The sequence below is a fragment of the Azospirillum sp. INR13 genome, from assembly GCF_015390205.1.
Lineage (GTDB): Bacteria > Pseudomonadota > Alphaproteobacteria > Azospirillales > Azospirillaceae > Azospirillum.
Genome location: NZ_VUOI01000005.1, coordinates 85,908 through 104,343 on the forward strand (window position 1 = coordinate 85,908; position 18,436 = coordinate 104,343).

The window sequence follows — 18,436 nt, forward strand, 5'->3', positions numbered from 1 at the left end:
GGTCAGATCACCCGCGCTTCGTTTTTCAGCTTGTCCACCAGCGTGGCGACGTCCGGCACCTTGACGCCGGCCTTGCGCTTGGCCGGTTCGACCACCTTCAGCGTCGTCAGGCGCGGTGTCACATCGACGCCGAGCGCGGCCGGGGTGACGGTCTCCAGCGGTTTCTTCTTCGCCTTCATGATGTTGGGCAGCGAGGCGTAGCGCGGCTCGTTCAGCCGCAGGTCGGCGGTGACGATGGCCGGCAGTTTCAGCTCCACCGTCTCCAACCCGCCGTCGATCTCGCGGGTCACGGTGACCGAGCCATCGCCCAACGCAACGTCGGAGGCGAAGGTGCCCTGGCCCCAGCCCAGCAACGCGGCCAGCATCTGGCCGGTCTGGTTGCAGTCGTCATCGATCGCCTGCTTGCCCAGTATGACCAGCGTCGGGCCTTCCTTATCGACCAGCGCCTTGAGAATCTTGGCAACCGCCAACGGCTGGGTTTCGGCGTCGGTCTGCACCAGGATGGCGCGGTCGGCGCCCATCGCCAGAGCGGTGCGCAGCGTTTCCTGGCCCCCGGACGGGCCGACCGACACGGCGATAATTTCGGTCGCCTTGCCGGCTTCCTTGAGGCGAACCGCTTCCTCGACGGCGATCTCGTCGAAGGGGTTCATGCTCATCTTCACGTTGGCGGTCTCGACGCCGCTGCCGTCCGCCTTGACGCGGACCTTCACGTTGTAGTCGACCACCCGCTTCACGGGCACGAGGATCTTCATGATGCGATCTCCAACGCTCTCTTATTCCGCCGCGATGGCGCTGACGTCGCCGTTCCGGTAGGACTGGATCAGTTCGGACAGGCGTTCTCTGGCCTTGGCGACGCCCGCGTCCTTGACCGGTCCGTAGCCGCGCATGTCCGACGGCAGAGAGGCGATCTCCACCGCCAGCACGTAGTTGTCACGGGTCAGGGTGCGCAGCACGTCGCGGATCGTCGTCTCGTATTCGGCGATCAACCGGCGCTCCATCCGCCGCTCCGGCGTCCGGCCGAACGGGTCGAAGGGCGTGCCACGCAGCCCCTTCATCCGCGCCAGCAGTTTGAAGACGCTCAGCATCCACGGTCCATAGGTCCGCTTTCTCGGTCTCTCGCCCGCCGGCACGCCATGATCGAGGAACGGCGGCGCGAGGTTGAACTCCAGCCGGTAGTCGCCTTCGAACATCTCGGCGATGCGCTCGACGAACCCGGAGTGGGCGTGAAGGCGCGCCACCTCGTACTCGTCCTTGTAGGCGAGCAGCGTGAAGTGGTTGCGCGCGACCGCCTCGGTCAGGCTGGTTTTTCCCGGCGCGGCGCGGCGTTCGGCGTCACGGACCCGATCGACGAACGCGGCGTAGCGCGCGGCGTAGGCGGCGTCCTGATAATCGGTGAGGAAACGGGCGCGCCGCTGGATCACCTCCTCCAACCCGCCCGAGCGGCGGCGCAGATCGGCGATGGCCGTCGGCGTTCCGACCGCTTGCGGCGGATGGGCGAGAGCCTCCACCGCCGCCGGATCATGCGCGGCGAACCGGCCCAGGTGAAAGGCGGTGGTATTCATCGACACGGCGACGCCGTTGACCACAATGGCCTTCAGAAGCGCCGCGGCCGACAGCGGAACCAGCCCGCTCTGCCACGCGAAGCCGAGCATGAACGGGTTGGCGGCGATGCTGTCGCCCAGCAGGGCGGTGGCGAGCCGCGTCGCATCGACCAGGGCGAGCGAGCCGCCCGCCATCGCCATATCGATGTCACCGACGAGGTCCTGCACCGGAACCTTGAAATCGCGCTGCCGCGCGAACTCGGCGGTGACGGCCTCGTGGCTGTTGATGACCGCGCGGGTCCGTCCCGGCCGAATCTTCGACAGGCAATCCCCGGCGGCGGCCACCACGATGTCGCAGCCGATGATCGCGTCGGCGCCACCGGCGGCGATGCGGACGGCGTGCAGATCCTCCGGCGTGTGGCCGATGCGGATGTGGCTGGTGACCGCCCCGCCCTTCTGCGCCATGCCGGTGATGTCGAGAACGCTGACGCCCTTGCCCTCGATGTGGGCGGCCAGCCCGAGCAGCGCGCCCAGCGTCACCACCCCGGTGCCGCCGACGCCGGTGACGTAGATCCCCCAGGGCCGATCGACGGAGGGCAGGACCGGTTCGGGCAAGGCGGAGACATCGACCGCGTCCTTCGCCAGCGGCCGGGGCTTGCGCAGCGTGCCCCATGGATCGTGACGAAGCTGGGGCAGAAGCCCTTCACGCAGGAGAAATCCTTGTTGCAGGTGGATTGGTCGATCTGGCGCTTGCGGCCGAACTCGGTCTCCACCGGCACCACCGACATGCAGTTCGATTGGACCGAGCAGTCGCCGCACGCCTCGCAGACCAGCTCGTTGATGACGACGCGCTTGGGCGGGTCGGCCATCGTGCCACGCTTGCGCCGGCGGCGTTTCTCCGTGGCGCAGGTCTGGTCGTAGATCAGGATGGAGACGCCGGGCACCCCCCGCAGTTCACGCTGCACCGCGTCGAGATCGTCACGATGCCGCACCCCGGTGAAGGGAGGCAGATCACCGCCGTTGCCGTATTTTTCCGGCTCGTCGGAGACCACCACGATGCGCGCGGCACCCTCCGCCGCAAGCTCCCTGGCAATCATCGGCACGGTCAGCGTGCCGTCGATCGGCTGCCCGCCGGTCATGGCGACGGCGTCGTTGAACAGGATCTTGTAGGTGATGTTGACCCCGGCGGCGATGGCCTGCCGCACCGCCAGGCTGCCGGAGTGGTAATAGGTGCCGTCACCGAGGTTGGCGAAGACATGCGTTTCCTCGGTGAAGGGGGCTTGGCCCACCCACGGCACCCCCTCGCCCCCCATCTGGGTGAAGGTGTCGGTCTTGCGGTCCAGCCCCATTGCCAGATAATGGCAACCGATGCCGGCCAGCGCCCGGCTGCCCTCCGGCACCACGGTGGAGCTGTTGTGCGGACAGCCGGAGCAGAAGGTCGGCTTGCGATCGACGCGTGCCCGTTGCACCCCTTGCGTTTCGCGGGCGTCGAGGAAATCGACACGCTGGCGGATCCCGTCATGGTCCAGGAAACGCAGCAGACGGCGCCCGATCACCACGGCGATCCGCGCGGGTGAGAGTTCACCGGCCGAGGGAAGAATCCAGTCGGCGTCTTCGTCGAACTTGCCGACCACGCGCGGACGGACGTCGGGGTTCCAGTTGTAGAGCTGTTCCTTGAGCTGGTTCTCGATCAGCGCACGCTTTTCCTCGACGACAACGATCTCCTCCAGCCCTTCGGCGAAGCTGCGCACGCCCTCGCGCTCCAGCGGCCAGGGCATGCCCACCTTGTAGACGGTGATGCCCCAGTCGGCGGCCATCGCCTCGGAGATGCCCAGCTCATCAAGAGCCTGGCGAACGTCGAGATAGCTTTTCCCGGTGGTGACGATGCCGAAGCGCGGGCGCGGGCTGCCGATCACCACACGATCCAGATGGTTGGCACGGGCGAACGCCAGGGCGGCGTACAGCTTGTGCTTCATCAGCCGGTGTTCCTGCTCCAGCGGCGGATCGGGCCAACGGATGTTCAACCCGCCGGGCGGAAGCGGAAAATCGGTGGGGATGACCGGGTCGATCCGATGCGGATCGACATGCACCGACGCCGAGCTGTCCACCGTCTCGGCGATGGTCTTCATGGCGACCCAGCAGCCGGACCAGCGGCTCATCGCCCAGCCGATCAGGCCATAATCCAGGATCTCCTGCACGCCGGCGGGATTCAGCACCGGGATCATCGCGTGGACGAACGCGTGCTCGGACTGGTGCGGCACCGAAGAGGATTTGCAGGCGTGATCGTCGCCGGCCAGCACCAGCACCCCGCCGTGATTCGACGAGCCGGCGAAATTGCCGTGGCGCAACGCGTCGCCGGAGCGGTCGACGCCCGGCCCCTTGCCGTACCACATCGCAAAGACGCCGTCGTGCCTAGCCCCCTCGAACAGCCCGACCTGCTGGCTGCCCCAGACGGCGGTGGCGCCGAGCTCCTCGTTCACGCCGGGCTGGAAGTGGATGTGGTTCTTCTCCAGGAACTTGCGGGCGCTCCACAAATTCTGGTCGAGACCGCCCAGCGGCGACCCGCGATAGCCCGAGATGAAACAGGCGGTGTCCAGACCGGCCGCCGTGTCGCGCTGGCGCTGCATCATCGGCAGGCGCACCAGGGCCTGGGTGCCCGTCAGGTACACCCGGCCGCTTTCCACGGCGTATTTGTCTTCCAACGTCAGGGAGGGCAGCGACAGGGAATCTTGGGTCATGGCGTGATGGTCTCGAAAAATGGGCGGACCGGCCCGCAGGACCGAGCCGCCCAAGGAAGACGGTCGCGGGAGGATGCGTCCGTCCGAGATGAACTGTTCGGTCGACCGCCCGAATCCGGCCCGATCACATGCCGGTTTTGCCAGCCTTCTGGAAGAAGGCGCGCATGGCGACCAGCGACGGCGTGTGGCAACCGAAGCCGCCGTCGGCGACCAGCGTGGTGCCGGTGACGAAGGAGGACTCATCCGATGCCAGGAAGGCGACGACGTCGGCGATCTGCCGGGGCGTTCCCAGCTCCGGCGTCATGTGGTTGTCGCGCAGGATGTCGAGCAGTTCGGCCGGCATCGACCCATGGGCGTTCTCCGCCGGGGCGAGACCGATCTGCACGGCGTTGGCGCGGATCCCCTGCTTGCCGTATTGGGACGCGACGACGCGCGGCAGCATGATGAGCGCCGCCTTCGACGCGGCGTAGCCGGTCAGCGACAGATCACCCTGCACCCCCAGCCCGGAGGTCGCGAAGATCACGGAGCCACGGCCCCGCGTCAGCATGTCCGGGATGCAGTGCTTGCTGCACAGCACGGCGCCGCGCAGATTGACGGCGATGGCCCGGTCGAAGGCGGCCATGTCCAGGTTGCAGATGTCGCGGTCGCGCTGGCGCTGTTGGACATCGAGCGCGGCCGCGTTGTTGTGCAGGATGTCGATGCGGCCGAACCGGTCGATGACCGTCGCAGCCATCGCCGACACGTCGTCTTCCGACGACACGTCGACACGCACGGCCATCGCCTGCCCGCCCGCTTGCGCGATTTCTCCGGCGACCCGCTCGGCCGCGTCCGCGTTGATGTCCGCGACGGCGATGCGGGCGCCGTGGCCGGCCAGGACCCGCGCGCATTCCGCGCCCAGGCCGCCGCCCGATCCGGTGACGATCGCCACCCTGCCGTCAAGCTTGCCAGTTGTCATCTTTTCATCCCCTCCGTCGCCGCCACCGCGCGCCTGGTCCGCGTCACAGCGTGCGCGCGATGATTTCCTTCATGATTTCGGACGTGCCGCCGTAGATGCGGGCGACGCGGGCATCGACCCAGGCGCGGCTGACCTTGTATTCGCTCATGAAGCCGTAGCCGCCGTGCAGCTGGAGCATCTCGTCCAGCAGGCGGTTCTGCATCTCGGCGCCCAGCAGCTTGGCCATCGCCGCCGTGTCGGCTGTCAATTCGCCGTTCAGCAGCAGGCCCAGGCAATGATCGACGAAGACCCGCAGCATGGTGGCGTTGGCCTTGACCTCGGCCAGCTTGAAGCGCGTGTTCTGGAAATCGAACACCGTCTTGCCGAACGCCTTGCGGTCGCGGGTGTAGGCGACGGTCTCCTCCAGCAGCGCCTCCACCGAGGCCGCCGCGCGGATGGAGATGATCAGCCGCTCCTTGGCAAGCTGGTGGGTCAGGTATTTGAAGCCCTGATTGTCCTCGCCCAGCCGGTTCGCCGCCGGAACCGTGACCCCGTCGTAGAACAGCTCGCAGGTGTCCTGCCCGCGCAGGCCGATCTTTTCCAGTTTTCGCCCCTTGGCAAAGCCGGCCATGCCCTCCTCGACGCACAGCAGGGTCAGATCCTTGCTGTCGGACGACAGCTTGGCCGCCGTCACCACCAGCCCGGCGTTCATGCCGTTGGTGATGAAGGTCTTCTGACCGTTGACGATGTAGTCGTCGCCGGACCGTGCCGCGCTGGTGCGCATCGCGCGCAGGTCGCTGCCGGTGCCCGGCTCCGACATGCCGATGGCGGCGATCAATTCGCCGCTCGCCATGCGCGGCAGCCAGCGCCGTTTCTGCTCCTCGGTGCCGTAGGCCAGGATGTAGGGGGCGGTGATGTCGGAATGGGTGGTGAAGCCGACCGCGGTGGCGTTCGCCCGCGCCAACTCCTCGATGAGAACGGCAGAATGGCCGAAATCGCCGCCCGGACCCCCATACTCCTCCGGGATCGTCACGCAGAGCAGGCCCTCGGCCCCGGCCTTGCGCCACAGAGCCTTGGGAACGATGCCGTCGGCTTCCCACGCGGCGTGATGGGGGACGATTTCCTTGTCGATGAAGCGGCGGACCTGATCGCGGAAGATCTCGTGGTCGTCGCGGAAGATCGTGCGCATGCGTGCTCTCCACTGGGCCGGCGGAACCGGGGCAAAGTCCGGGCGTCTCCGCCGCACGCGCGGCGAATTTCCGGCATCCATGCTGCTGGGCCGTTAGCGTTGTTGCTGTTCGAGTTCGGCGAGGTTGCCCGGCCGCGACTGGTAGCCGGGAAGATGGAGGCCGCCATCGACGTTGATGAGTTCGCCGGTGACGTAGCGCGACATCTCCGACGCCAGGAAGACGACGACGGGCCCGATGTCGTCCTCGGGATCGCCGGGCCGCCCCAGGGGTTTGCGCGCGGCCGAAGCCTCGCGGAAGCCGGGGATTTCCCGGCACATCCGTTCAAACACCGCCCCGGCGGCGGTCGGCGCGATGGCGTTGACGCGGATGTTGAAGCGCCCCCATTCGGCGGCGGCGCTGCGGGTCAGGCCGAGCAGCGCGGATTTGACGATGTTGTAGTCCGCGTGCATCCAGGCGCCGACTTGGGCGTCGATCGAATAGAAGTTGACCACCTGACCGCCGCCGCGCGCCTTGAAATGCGGCAAGGCCGCGCGCATCGCCCACCACGCCGCCCAGATGCCCGAATTCAGGCAGCTTTGCAGCATCTCGTCGGTTTTCTGCTCGAACAGGACTTCCGGTGTCGGAGCGAAGGCGTTGTTGACCAGCACGTCGAGACCGCCAAAGCGGTCGACCGCCATCTGCACCGCCGCCAGCACATCCTCTTTTCGGGTGACGTCGGTGCGGATGAAGACCGCGTCGCCACCCAGCTCCGCGCGCAATTCCCCGGCGGTGCGGGCGCCGCTGGCCTCGTCGATCTCGGCCACCACGACGGCGGCGCCTTCGCGCACGAGGCGCCGCGCCACACCGCGGCCGATGCCGCCACCCGCCCCGGTGACCAGGGCGACCTTGCCGTTGAGAAGGGAACCGCCGCTCTGCCGCATGGTTTCAGCCACCACGTCCTCCCAGGAAATCTTTCTTGAATGACGTCAGTCCGCCGCGAAAAAATCAACACTTTTCCGCATAACGTACAATATTAGACCCCAGCAATCGCCGCCGGATCCGCCGCGCGACTCAGTCCCGCACCAGCAGCAGGCTTCCGCCCAGCGGACCGCCGCCCGCCGCCGCGACGGCGACGCGGGGATCGGCCAACTGACGACCACCCGCCCGGCCCCACAGCTGCGCGCAGGCTTCGTGGACATAACCCAGGCCATGGGTGCGCCCGCCCGACAGCTGGCCGCCGTTGGTGTTGAGCGGCACGTCGCCGTCCAGACCGATGCGGGTCCCGTTCTCGATGAAGCGCCCGCCCTCGCCGCGCGGACAAAACCCCAACCCCTCCAGCCACATCAGGGTCAGGATGCTGAAGCCGTCGTAAAGCTGCGCGGTGTCCACATCGGCGGGCGTCAGGTCGGTGCGGTTCCACATCATCCGGCCGACCTCCTGCGTGATCATGGCGGACAAATCCACCTGATCCCAGGCGTGCGGGCTGTGGATGGCGGAACCGATGGCATCGATGCGGATCGGCGGGTTCGGCTGGTCCTTCGCCGCGTCGCGGCGGGACAGCACCAGCGCGGTCGATGCGTCGCAATGGACGTCGCAGTCGAAGACCCGCAACGGCATCGACACCAGACGCGACGCGAAGTAATCGTCCATCGTCATCGGCGCGCGGTAGACGGCCTTGGGGTTCAGCGCGGCGTGCCGGCGGCAGGTCAGCGCGATCTGCGCCAACTGTTCCGCCGTCGTGCCGTAATCGTGAAAATGGCGCTGGGCGTACATGGCCGCAAGGTTGATCGCCGACAGCACGTTGAAGGGCGTGTACCACTGCCAATAATAGGTGCTGTCGCGCCCGGCCGACTTGTTCGTCAGGGCATTCGCCGTGCGCGACCTGGCGCGGCCGGTCGCCTCGGTGATCGTGCGGAAGACCAGGACATGCCGCGCCAACCCGGTGGCGATGGCCATCGCCCCCTGGATCACCCCGGCGAGCGGGCCGGGGCCTTCGTACCCGGCGCCATACCAGTTGAGCTTCAGCCCAAGCGCACTCTTGATCGCCGCCGTGCCGACCGGCGAGAAACTGTCGCCGTTGTTGTTGTCGCCGGGCCAGCAGGCCACGCCGTCGATGTCGTCGCGGGTCAGGCCGGCGTCGCCGATCGCTTCCATGCACGCCTCGACCGTCAGCCGCATGGCCGATTTGGACGAGGGGCGGGCGACCTCCGACTGGCCGATACCGGTGATGGCGACATCCTTTTCGAAGACACGGTCAAACATCATTCGTCCGCCACGAACAGAGGAATCCACACGTCATCGATCGGTTCGAAGGTGACGCGCACCGGCATGCCGATGCGCACCCGGTCCACCGGGCAACCAACGATGTTGGTCAGGAAACGGACCCCCGCCTGTTCCACGATCTCGACGATGGCGATGACGTAGGGTTCCGCCAGCTCAGGCGTCCAGGCCTGATGGTTGACCGTGAAGGTGACGACGCGCGCGCGCCCCGACACCGGCTTGTACCCGACGTCGAGGCTGGCGCAGGCGGGGCAGACCGGCGTCGGCGGATGGAACAGGGTGCCGCAGGCGTCGCAATGAGCGATGCGCAATTCCCCGTCGGCACCGCCCGTCCAGAACGCCGTGTTCTCAGGATTGAGAAGCGGAAGCTTCCTTGGCATGGGGATCCCCAATCATGGCGCGGGTGGAAGCGGACAGAGAGCCGCCGCCACGCGCCGCAGGATGGACCCCGATTGTGCCGATCCCATCGCTGAGGTCAAGAATTTTCCGATATCAGAACTAATTTCTTTATTCAGAATTTTTATCCGTCTCGGAGAACGCGTCGCTCAACACATCCCGCAACGATCGGGGTCGCCGACCCGATAAACGCTCAATGTCCCCGGTAACAATGTCGAAACCGCCCATGGCAAAACGGGTTCGGATGCTGACCACCACCGCGACGATGGGCGGCGGCAACCCGGCCTGCGCCATCGTGGATCGGAACGCCTCTTCCGTCAGTTCGACATAACGCAGGGGCCGCCCGGCCACCGCGCCGGCGATGGCTGCCCGCTCCGTCCCCGACAGGCTCTCCGGGCCGGTGCCGGTGTAGATGGCGCCGTCATGCCCGTCCCCGGTCAACAGGCCGGCGGCGGCCCGTGCGAGATCGTCGCGCGAGACATAGCCCACCCGCCCGTCGCCGATGCCGGCGATGGCTCCACGGTCGAGCGCCGAACGAACCTCCTGGACGAAGGCTTCGGCGTAGAAATTCATGCGCAGGATGCTCCAGGCGCCGGCCGTCCGCATCAGGCGCTGCTCCGCCGGGAAATAGCAGCCCCAGATGTCCGGCTCCTCCGCCCGCCGGGTGCCGGCCGACGACATCAGGCTCACATGCCCGACCCCGGCGGCGACCGCCGCATCGACGGCGGCGAGATGCTGGATGGTCCGCTGTCCGGGCCGCATGTCGGTCGTCGGAATGATCAGCAGCCGATCGAGCCCGGCGTAGGCCGAGGCCAGAGAATCGGGCTGGTCGTAGTCGCCGAACCGCGCCTCGACCGTTGAAGGAAGCGCTTCGGGGGTTCGCGAAACGCCGACGATGCCGTGTCCGGAGGCCAGACCTTGCAACGCGGCGATGGTCGCCGAGCCGAGTTTGCCGCTTGCGCCGCTGACGCCGATCTTCACGATGACATCCTTTCAAAGGGGAGTTTTGGCAGGTGGGTTTCAGTGGGAGAGGCGTTTTCCCGGTGCCGTGCGCCAACCGGCGGCGCACACTGCCGCCAAGGGCACTTTTTTGTGCCTGCCGCCATCATGGGAAGGCGGTGGATCCCCCGCAAGGAGGCATGACTTTGTCACCAGGGAACACGTCTGTGCCTGCCGGAACCGACAACCACGGCGACTGCCGCGCGCTGGCCGAAATCCTCGACCGAGTCGGCGACAAATGGACGGTGATGGTGGTGGGCATCCTGTCCGACGGGCCGATGCGGTTCAACGCCCTGCTCCGCCGGGGAGGCGGCGTGTCGCAACGGATGCTGACCTTGACGCTGCGCGGGCTGGAGCGCGACGGATTGGTCAAGCGAACGGTCTTCCCCACGGTTCCACCACGCGTCGAGTATGAGCTGACCGCGTTGGGGCACTCATTGATCGCGCCGTTGCGCGCCCTGTCACAATGGGCGCGGGCGCACCGTCCGGCGATCGAGGACGCGCGCCGGAACTTCGACGCGACGGCACGGGAAGCGGCTGAAGCGCACGAACCAAATCCGACGATTGCGTTTCCGGCCGATTGATCGGATGATCGCCTCATCGGCACGCCGCCATCCACGGGCGATGCCGATCCATCGGTCGATAGTCCGACGGCCAATAGTCCGGCGGCCGACAGTCCGGCCGACTTTTCAGTCCCCCGACCCTTTCGTCCATCGCCCGATAACGGCCACCTGTCCGAGCCGCCGGGAAACTCCCCCTGACCGGAGACACCCATGACCACGCCCCTCCAGGACATTCCGCTGACCCGCATCACCGGCGAGAGCGCGACACTCGCCGACCACAAGGACTCGGTGCTGCTGATCGTCAACGTCGCCTCCAAATGCGGACTGACGCCGCAATACGACGCGCTGGAGGCTCTGCACCAACGCTACCGTGACCGGGGCTTCGCCGTGCTCGGCTTCCCCGCCAACGACTTCGGCGCGCAGGAACCCGGCACCGACGCGGAGATCGAGCAGTTCTGCCGGACCAACTTCAGCGTCGATTTCCCGATGTTCGCCAAGGTCGCGGTGACCGGCGAGGAGCAGCACCCGTTGTACCGCGCCCTGATCGCCGCCCATCCGAAGGCGACCGCCAAGCCCGACAGCGGCTTTCGCCAGAAGCTGGAAGGCTACGGCATCAAGACCAACCCCGAACCCGGCATCCTCTGGAATTTCGAGAAGTTCCTGATCGCCCGCGACGGCACGGTGGCGGGCCGCTTCGCCCCCGACGTGACGCCGGACGACACGCTGGTCACCACCGCGATCGAAACGGAACTGGCAAAGGCCTGACGGCCGCGCTCGGGAGACACGCCATGCCCTTCAACGACATCCTGGTTCACATCGATGGCGGGGACGGTGCCGCCACCCGCATCGCGATGGCCGCCCGACTGGCCGCCGCCCACGGCGCGCGGTTGACCGGCCTTCATGTGCGGCCGGCCTTGGATATTCCCGTCCTGGCGCAATCCTTCGCCGGCCCCGCCCTGAACGATGCGTTGACCAAGGCCGCCGACGAGTCCGCCGCACTGGCCAGGATCCTGTTCGTCCGCCACGGCCAGCCCGCCGAGGCCCGGCAACGTTGGCTGGACGCTGGCGGAGACGCCGCGCAGACCGTGATCGCCCACGCCCGCTGCACCGATCTGGCGGTGGTCGGCCCGTCCGACATCGGCCAACCCGGCGGACGGCGGATCAGCGGCCAGATCGTGCTGGAGGCCGGCGTGCCCGTGCTGATGGTGCCGGAACGGCCATCGGTAGAAACCCTGGGACAACGCGTCGTGGTCGCCTGGAACGCCAGCCGGGAAGCGGTCCGCGCCGTCCACGACGCCTTGCCGATCCTGCGGACCGCCTCAGCGGTCGAGGTGGTGATCATCGTGGTGAAAGCACCGGATCCGACCGCCGAACCGGGGCCGGGCCGCGAGCTGGTCGATTTCCTCGCCCAGCACCGGGTGGCGGCGACGGTGAAGCTTCTGGTGCTGGAGGACGCCTACGGCGTCAGCGGATCCATCCTGGCGCGGGTCGAGGCGACGGGCGCCGATCTGATCGTCATGGGTGGTTTCGGCCGGTCGCGGCTGCGCGAAGCGATGGTCGGCAGCACCACCGGAAATCTGCTGACCCGCTCGACCGTGCCGTTGCTGGTCTCCCACTGAAAGTCCCGGACGCCACGCGGGGTCTCTCCCGTGGCGTCCGGCCCGTGACGCCCGGCGGTTCGCGGCGTCAGCCGGCCCGCACCACGCCGAGAAAGTTCGACACCTCCGCGGACAGCGCCCTGGCTTCGCTGGACATCTCGGCCGACGCATCGACCACCCGTCCCGCCGCTTCGCCGGTTTCAGTCGCAGCGGTGGTGATCGCGTCGATGCTGCACAGCATGCGGTGCGTCCCGTCCGCCGCCTGGACGACGTTGCGGGCGATCTCCTGCGTCGCCGCGCCCTGCTGTTCGACCGCCGACGCGATGGAGCCGGTGATGCCGTCGATGGACGCGATGGTGCCGCCGATCTTACGAATGGCTTCCACCGTCTTGGCGGTAACGAGTTGCATCGCGGCGATCTGCGTCCCGATCTCGTCGGTCGCCCGCGCGGTCTGGGTCGCCAGCAGCTTCACCTCATGCGCCACGACGGCGAAGCTCTTGCCCGCCTCCCCGGCCCGCGCCGCCTCGATGGTGGCGTTCAGCGCCAACAGGTTGGTCTGGGCGGCGATCTCGCCGATCAGGCGCACCACCTCGCCGATGCGGCCGGCGGCGTCGTTCAGGCTGCGCGCGGTCGCGTCGGTGGCGCGCGCGTCGCTCACCGCCTCCCCGGCGATGCGCGCGGATTCCCGAACCTGACGGGTGATCTCGGAAATCGAGGACGTGAGCTGCTCGGCCGCCGAGGCCACCGTCTGGACGCTGTGCGTGGCGCTGTGCGTGGCCACCGACGCCGACGCGGCTTCCCGCGTCGCCTGCCCGGCGGACCGGGCCATGATTTCCGCCGTCGAATGCATGTTCGAGGCTGAACGCGCGAAACGGTCCACTGCCGCCTTGAAGGTCGCCTCGAACTGTCCGGCAAGGCCGATGAAGGCTTGACGGCGTTCGCCGGCCAGACGCGCGCGCTCCTGCTCGGCGCGCTGGCCGGCTTCGGCCGCGGCGCGCGCGTTCATCTGGAATACCTCCAGCGCGCGCCCCATCTCGGTGATCTCGTCATGGCCGTCGACCGGGATGGGGGCGCTCAGATCGCCCCGCGCGACCGACCGCATCGCCTGCGACAGCCGCGACAGCCGGTTGACCACGACATGCCCGACATACAGCCACGTCATCAGGATCGTGCCGATGACGCTCGCCGCCCCGATGGCGATCAGCGTGCGACGGCCGCGCTCGATTCCGGTGCTGGCCTCCTCCACCAGCTCGGCGCTTTCCGCCCGGACCTTGTGGACCAGACGGGAGGCCTCGCGGCGAAGCTCGTCCGACAGCGACCGGTTGTCGTTCAACGCGGTCCAACTGGCGGTCGCCGCCGCAAGCTCCTCCCCCGATCGCGCGAACAGCCCCTGGGGACCGAGGCCGAGTTCGGCCAGAATCCGCAGATGCGGATCCAGCAGCGCCGCGTCGTCCACGGGAAGCCGGGCGACAAGGGAGGGCAGCCGCTCGACCAGCCGCGTGAAATCCATCCGCAACGCGTCGAGCTGGGGCAGGCTCGACGCTTTCGACGCCTCCGCTGCCAAGCTTCCCATGCGGTTGCCGGCCTGCATCAGTTCCAGACCGGCCATCAACGCGACCAACTCGCCGGCCACCGTTCCACCCGCCTCGCCCGACCCGGCGCCCCGGCGCTCGACGGTGGCGCGCAGGCCATCGACGATGGGCTGGCACAGGACAGCGAAGGCCGCCTGCTCCAGGTCGATGTCGCGGAGCGCCGCGTCGCGCGTCTTGCGGATCGCCAACCGTTCCGACACCGCCTGGATCTGGGCGTTCTGAAGCGTGGTCATCTTGGCGCTGACCTCCTTCAGAAAGGCGAGACTCTCGTCGTCGGGGCGCAGTGGCGTCAGCTCCTGCACCGTCTGCGACAGCAGCCCCATCTGCGCCTTGAGATCCTCGGCCAGATCGGACAGTTCGTTCGGGTTGGTGACGCTGTCGAGCACCGGGGCCTGGGCGACCACGGCGCTGGCGTCGGCCTGAAGCTGCTGAGCCAGGACCACCGAGGGAAGATCCTGCTCGCTGATTTGCAGCATGCGCCCGTGAATGGCGGTCATCGTCCACAGACCGACGCCGCTGGCCAACGTCGTCAGGACCGCCACCACGCTGAAGGCGATGAACAGCTTTCCGCGAATTCCCATGTGAAGCGATGGGAGATACCGGCCGAAACTCATCTCGTCTTCTCCCTACCGGTTTTTTTCAAGGCCGGGTCAGCCGGTCTGGTCCCGCAGCCAGCGCCGATGGCGGTCGAAGTGATCGGGGCTCCGCTCGATCCACACCCCTTGAGCCCTGGCGAGTTCGGCCATGCCAGCGGCAAGGTGCAGCACCCCGGCCAGACGCAGACGCCGGCCGTCCCGCGCCTCCATCCAGGCGCGCGCCACCAGATCGCGCTCGACCGGCACGGGCTTGAGGAAATCGACGGTCAAGCTCGCGGTCACCGCCATGGTGCCGAGAAAGCCGGGAATCCGGCCCAGCACGTCGTCGAACACGGCGGCGGTCCAGCCGCCATGCGCGACCATCGGGCCGCCCTGATTGGCTGCGTCGCAGCGCAGCGCCGCCGACGCGACGCCGTCGTCGCCCATCGTCATCCGCGTGATGCCGAGACGGCAGCGGCCGGCTGGCCGGCAGCCGCCGCACAGCGCGATCGCGCAAGGATCGCCGCCCTCAGACAACCGGGGCGTCCGCGACGAAGATCCGGTCCGACTTGATCGGAACCGCGATGTCGGCCAGCGCGTCGGTGTCGATGCGGCGCGTGGTCGTCAGCAGCGTCTTCGCGGTGATGAACTCGATGGGCAGGTTGACCGATTCCACCACCGCCACCCGGTCGCCGGACATGTGGTAGAGCGCGAATTTCCCCGTCTCGGGCGAGCCGCGCGTGATCGTGCGGTCGATGCCGACGCCGAGCCCGGCCATCTGGAGCTTCAGATCGTACTGATCGGACCAGAACCACGGAATTTCGGGCGGCGGCGCTGCCGCGCCGGTGATCGACGCGGCGGCTTGCTTGGCCTGCTCCAGCGCGTTCGGCACGCTTTCCAACCGCACGCGCCGCCCGTCATACAGCGCCAGCGGACGCGAGGTCATGTCGCCGATGGCGTAGATCGCCGGATCGGAGGTGCGGGCCTGCTCATCGACGCGCACGCCGTTGTCGCAGACCAGACCCGCCGACCGGGCCAGCGCGTCGCAGGGCAGCGCGCCGACGCCGACCACCACCGCGTCGCACGCGACGATGCGGCCATCGGCGAGTTGCAGCGCCCGCACCTTCCCCTCCTCTTTGCCCTCCCCCTGGCCTTGCCCGTCGCCCAGGAAGGCGGCGACCGACGCGCCGGTCAGGATCTCGACGCCCCGGCCTCGGTGATAGGCATCGACGAAGCCGGACAACGCGGCGCTGGCGACGCGGGCGAGCACTCGGCTTTCACGCTCCACCACCACCACCTCGGCGCCAAGCGCGCGGGCGGACGCGGCAACCTCCAACCCGACATAGCCGGCGCCGACGATGGCGACGCGTTTGGCGCCGCGCACCGCCGGCTTCAGCCGATCCGCGTCGGCCTGGCTGCGCAGTTCGAACAGCCCGGCGAGACCGGCGCCCGGCACGTCGAGCTTGCGGACCAGAGACCCCGTCGCCAGGATCAGGATGTCGTAGGCCAGCGTTTCGCCATCAGCCAGCGCGACCGTCCTGGCCTTGGCGTCGATGGCGGTGACCGATCGGCCCAGCCGCAGTTCGATCCCGGACTCGTCGTAGAAGCTCTGCGCGCGCAGTTTCAGCGCATCGGGCGACACATCGGTCTTCAAATAGGTCTTGGACAGCGGGGGGCGCTGGTAGGGAAGCAGCGGCTCGTCCCCGATCAAGACGACTTTGCCCTTGAATCCGTATTGCCGCAGCGTCGCGGCGGCGGTGCCGCCGGCCTGCCCGGCCCCGACGATCACGATCGTCTTGTCGTCCTGAAGCATGATCCGTCTCCAATATCCGGTTCGGCGCAAAAAGGATGGGCGTCCCAGGCCGCGTTTCCGAAGACCCGCACCGGGGACGCCCCGTCATGCCCCCGTGGCGCCGAACGGAGCCGGGGGCGTCCGGACTGGGGACCGGACGCCGGGAGCGGTGACAAGTTTGCTGCCAGTCGTTCCCCGAACCGCGGACCGGCGCGGGACGCGCCTCACGCCGGACGGTCACCCACCACATTGCGGAGCGTGCCGATCCCCTCCACCGTCGCCTCGACCACGTCGCCCGGCTGAAGGTAGTTGCCGGTTCCTTGCGCGACGCCTTCGGGCGTGCCGGTGAACAGGACGTCGCCGCAGTCGAAGCCGACCCGCGCGTCGATGAAGGCCAGCAACTCGCCCACCGTCCACGTCATGTCGGCGGTCGTGCCGTCCTGCCGCACCGCGCCGTTGACCGTCAGCCCGAGCCGCAGCCCGGGCTGACCGGCGGGAAACTCGTCGCGGGTGACGATCCAGGGGCCAAGCCCGGTGGTCTGGTCCTGACTCTTCGCCGAGAACAGATCCATGCCGATGCCGGGCGGCCCGGCCCTCTGCTCGTCACGGGCGCTGACGTCGTTGCCCGCCGTGTAGCCCAGCAGGCCGGCGAACGGGTCCGCCGGGTCGATGCGCTCGGCGCCGACCACCGCGACCAACTCGACCTCGTAATCGAGTTCGCGGGTCACCGGCGGGTAGCGTATGGGGTCCGCCGCGCCGATCAGCGCGCCGTAGGCCTTCAGGAAGGCCACCGGACGCGCCGGCGGGGCGACGCCGAACTCGACCAGATGCTTGCGGTAATTGGCTCCGGCCACCACGACCTTGTTGGTCTTCTCGATGGGCGGCAGCAGCCGCACATCCGACAGCTTGCGGACCTCACCGGTGAAACGGAGCGTCGCCTCGCCCTCCCCACGGGTCACGGCGGGCGCCCATTCGGCGAAGGCCCGAGGAACGGGCGGACAGTGTCTCCCGTCCCATCGACGACGGCCCAGAAAGGGGCGCCTCCGTCGGTGCACCGGGCGATCCGCATCAGGCGGCGACCTTGGCGCGGCCGAGCTTGGCCGGGTCGAGGTGCAGCAGCTTGCAGGCGTTCTTGTAGCGGATCTTGTCCAAGTCCTCCGGCGACACCCGCAGGCCTTGGGTCAGGTCGTGGCGGATCGCGTCGCTGCCGCCGAAATTGGTGCCGTAGACAAGCTGGTCGGCACCGACGACGTCGATCAGCGCCTGACGCATCGGCAGTTCGTGCAGTTCCGGATCGAACCAGAAATTCTTCATGTATTCGCGCATCGGCTTCTTGTTGTGGACGACGTCCAGGTTCTGGATCGTCTGCTCCAAACGGCCGAGCTGGAACGGCACGAAGCCGCCCGCGTGGGTGATGTAGATCTTCAGATCGGGGAAGCGGTCGAGCACGCCGCCGCAGACCAGATACCAGAAGCATTTGGTTTCATCGTAGTTCATGCCGACGATGGCCGTCGTCTCGTAGCGGTCCTCGTTGGCCTTGTCGCCCCAGGTCACCGACTGGTTGTAGCCATGGACGAAGATCGGCAGGTCGAGGTCGACCATGGTCTTCCACACCACATCGAGCTCCGGCGAGTCGAACTCCAGCCCGCCGAAGTTCGAACCACCGGCGCTGATGCCGACGGCCCCCAGTTCGGTGACGGCGCGGCGGATTTCGGCGGCGGCGGCCTCGGGCGCGTTCAGCGGGGCGTGCGCCCAGAAGAACAGGCGGCCCGGCGCACCGGCGCAGTATTCGGCCAGCGTGTCGTTCACCTTGCGGGCGTAAGGCACCGAGAATTCCGGCTCGGTCCAGTACATGTAGCAGTGCGACGGCACCGACAGCACCTGCGCGTCCTGGCCGGCGGCGTCCATCCCGGCAAGGCGGACGTTCGGATCGGCCCAGCGCGCGAAATACTCTTGCAGATCCAGCTTCTTGCCGGCGCGGACGGCGGCGCGGCGCTCGGGCGAGCCGAGGGTCAGGACCCATTTGCCGACGCGCAACCGGATGTCGCCGTCGTCGCACGGCTCGAAGAACGGCCCCCAATGCGGGTGCTGGTTGTAATAGCCCGGCAGCGGCGCATGGGCATGAAGATCGATCAGCATCAGTGTCTTCCCTGCGTGTGTCGTGGGTCACCGACGCCGCCCGCGCAAAGGCGCTGTCACGGCGTCGGGCGTGTGCGATCCGGCGTTGCACGAACGCCTCGATTGGAATGGGGGTCTTCA

At 68.0% G+C, this 18,436-nt stretch carries 16 protein-coding genes and 1 pseudogene; 3 read left to right on the forward strand and 14 right to left on the reverse strand.

The window, feature by feature from the left end; translation table 11 throughout:
* Positions 1–2: 2 nt before the first annotated feature.
* From F1643_RS06110 to F1643_RS06145, 8 genes and pseudogenes are all read right to left on the reverse strand, one after another.
* Positions 3–752: an electron transfer flavoprotein subunit beta/FixA family protein gene (locus F1643_RS06110; protein WP_194911803.1), complete on the reverse strand. Its 750-nt coding sequence runs from the start codon at positions 750–752 to the stop codon at positions 3–5.
* Positions 753–773: 21 nt separating this feature from the next.
* Positions 774–4,279 (reverse strand): annotated as a pseudogene (locus F1643_RS06115) (indolepyruvate ferredoxin oxidoreductase family protein).
* 124 nt (positions 4,280–4,403) lie between these two features.
* Positions 4,404–5,234 (reverse strand): SDR family NAD(P)-dependent oxidoreductase, encoded by an 831-nt coding sequence (locus F1643_RS06120; RefSeq protein ID WP_194911806.1) that lies wholly within the window; start codon positions 5,232–5,234, stop codon positions 4,404–4,406.
* Positions 5,235–5,277: 43 nt separating this feature from the next.
* Entirely contained in the window at positions 5,278–6,402 is a 1,125-nt protein-coding gene (locus F1643_RS06125; protein ID WP_194911808.1) for an acyl-CoA dehydrogenase family protein, read from the reverse strand.
* A 93-nt stretch (positions 6,403–6,495) separates the two neighbouring features.
* A complete protein-coding gene (locus F1643_RS06130; protein ID WP_206692362.1) occupies positions 6,496–7,335 on the reverse strand; it encodes an SDR family oxidoreductase in 840 nt (279 codons plus the stop codon).
* 118 nt (positions 7,336–7,453) lie between these two features.
* Positions 7,454–8,647 (reverse strand): thiolase family protein, encoded by a 1,194-nt coding sequence (locus F1643_RS06135; RefSeq protein ID WP_206692363.1) that lies wholly within the window; start codon positions 8,645–8,647, stop codon positions 7,454–7,456.
* Entirely contained in the window at positions 8,644–9,042 is a 399-nt protein-coding gene (locus tag F1643_RS06140; RefSeq protein WP_194911811.1) for a Zn-ribbon domain-containing OB-fold protein, read from the reverse strand. Before F1643_RS06140 ends, F1643_RS06135 begins: the two co-directional genes overlap by 4 nt.
* 127 nt (positions 9,043–9,169) lie before the next feature.
* The gene (locus F1643_RS06145) at positions 9,170–10,039 is read right to left on the reverse strand and encodes an NAD(P)H-binding protein (RefSeq protein WP_194911813.1); all 870 of its coding nucleotides are present in this window, start codon (positions 10,037–10,039) and stop codon (positions 9,170–9,172) included.
* Between the two features lie 185 nt (positions 10,040–10,224).
* On the opposite strand from F1643_RS06145, the gene F1643_RS06150 reads away from it, so the two are divergent.
* The 3 genes from F1643_RS06150 to F1643_RS06160 all read left to right on the forward strand — a co-directional run bounded on the left by F1643_RS06150 (position 10,225) and on the right by F1643_RS06160 (position 12,239).
* Complete coding sequence (locus F1643_RS06150; RefSeq protein ID WP_370540494.1) at positions 10,225–10,641, forward strand: winged helix-turn-helix transcriptional regulator; 417 nt, start codon at positions 10,225–10,227, stop codon at positions 10,639–10,641.
* A 189-nt stretch (positions 10,642–10,830) separates the two neighbouring features.
* On the forward strand, positions 10,831–11,385 hold the full coding sequence (locus tag F1643_RS06155) for a glutathione peroxidase (RefSeq protein ID WP_194911817.1): 555 nt from the start codon (positions 10,831–10,833) through the stop codon (positions 11,383–11,385).
* Positions 11,386–11,408: 23 nt separating this feature from the next.
* Positions 11,409–12,239, forward strand: a complete 831-nt coding sequence (locus F1643_RS06160) for a universal stress protein (protein ID WP_194911825.1) — start codon at positions 11,409–11,411, stop codon at positions 12,237–12,239.
* 67 nt (positions 12,240–12,306) lie between these two features.
* Here the strand turns inward: F1643_RS06160 and F1643_RS06165 are convergent, their stop codons facing one another.
* From F1643_RS06165 to F1643_RS06185, 6 genes are all read right to left on the reverse strand, one after another.
* Positions 12,307–14,424, reverse strand: coding sequence for a methyl-accepting chemotaxis protein (locus F1643_RS06165; protein WP_194911827.1), 2,118 nt, complete (start codon positions 14,422–14,424; stop codon positions 12,307–12,309).
* A 36-nt stretch (positions 14,425–14,460) separates the two neighbouring features.
* Positions 14,461–14,922: a PaaI family thioesterase gene (locus F1643_RS06170; protein ID WP_206692364.1), complete on the reverse strand. Its 462-nt coding sequence runs from the start codon at positions 14,920–14,922 to the stop codon at positions 14,461–14,463.
* On the reverse strand, positions 14,915–16,198 hold the full coding sequence (locus tag F1643_RS06175) for an NAD(P)/FAD-dependent oxidoreductase (RefSeq protein WP_194911829.1): 1,284 nt from the start codon (positions 16,196–16,198) through the stop codon (positions 14,915–14,917). The genes F1643_RS06170 and F1643_RS06175 overlap by 8 nt, the downstream gene beginning before the upstream one ends.
* A 203-nt stretch (positions 16,199–16,401) precedes the next feature.
* Entirely contained in the window at positions 16,402–17,136 is a 735-nt protein-coding gene (locus F1643_RS06180) for a fumarylacetoacetate hydrolase family protein (protein WP_206692365.1), read from the reverse strand.
* Complete coding sequence (locus tag F1643_RS24495; RefSeq protein ID WP_206692366.1) at positions 17,133–17,246, reverse strand: Rv2993c-like domain-containing protein; 114 nt, start codon at positions 17,244–17,246, stop codon at positions 17,133–17,135. The genes F1643_RS06180 and F1643_RS24495 overlap by 4 nt, the downstream gene beginning before the upstream one ends.
* Positions 17,246–18,316: an amidohydrolase family protein gene (locus F1643_RS06185; RefSeq protein ID WP_194911831.1), complete on the reverse strand. Its 1,071-nt coding sequence runs from the start codon at positions 18,314–18,316 to the stop codon at positions 17,246–17,248. The genes F1643_RS24495 and F1643_RS06185 overlap by 1 nt, the downstream gene beginning before the upstream one ends.
* Between the last annotated feature and the right edge of the window lie 120 nt (positions 18,317–18,436).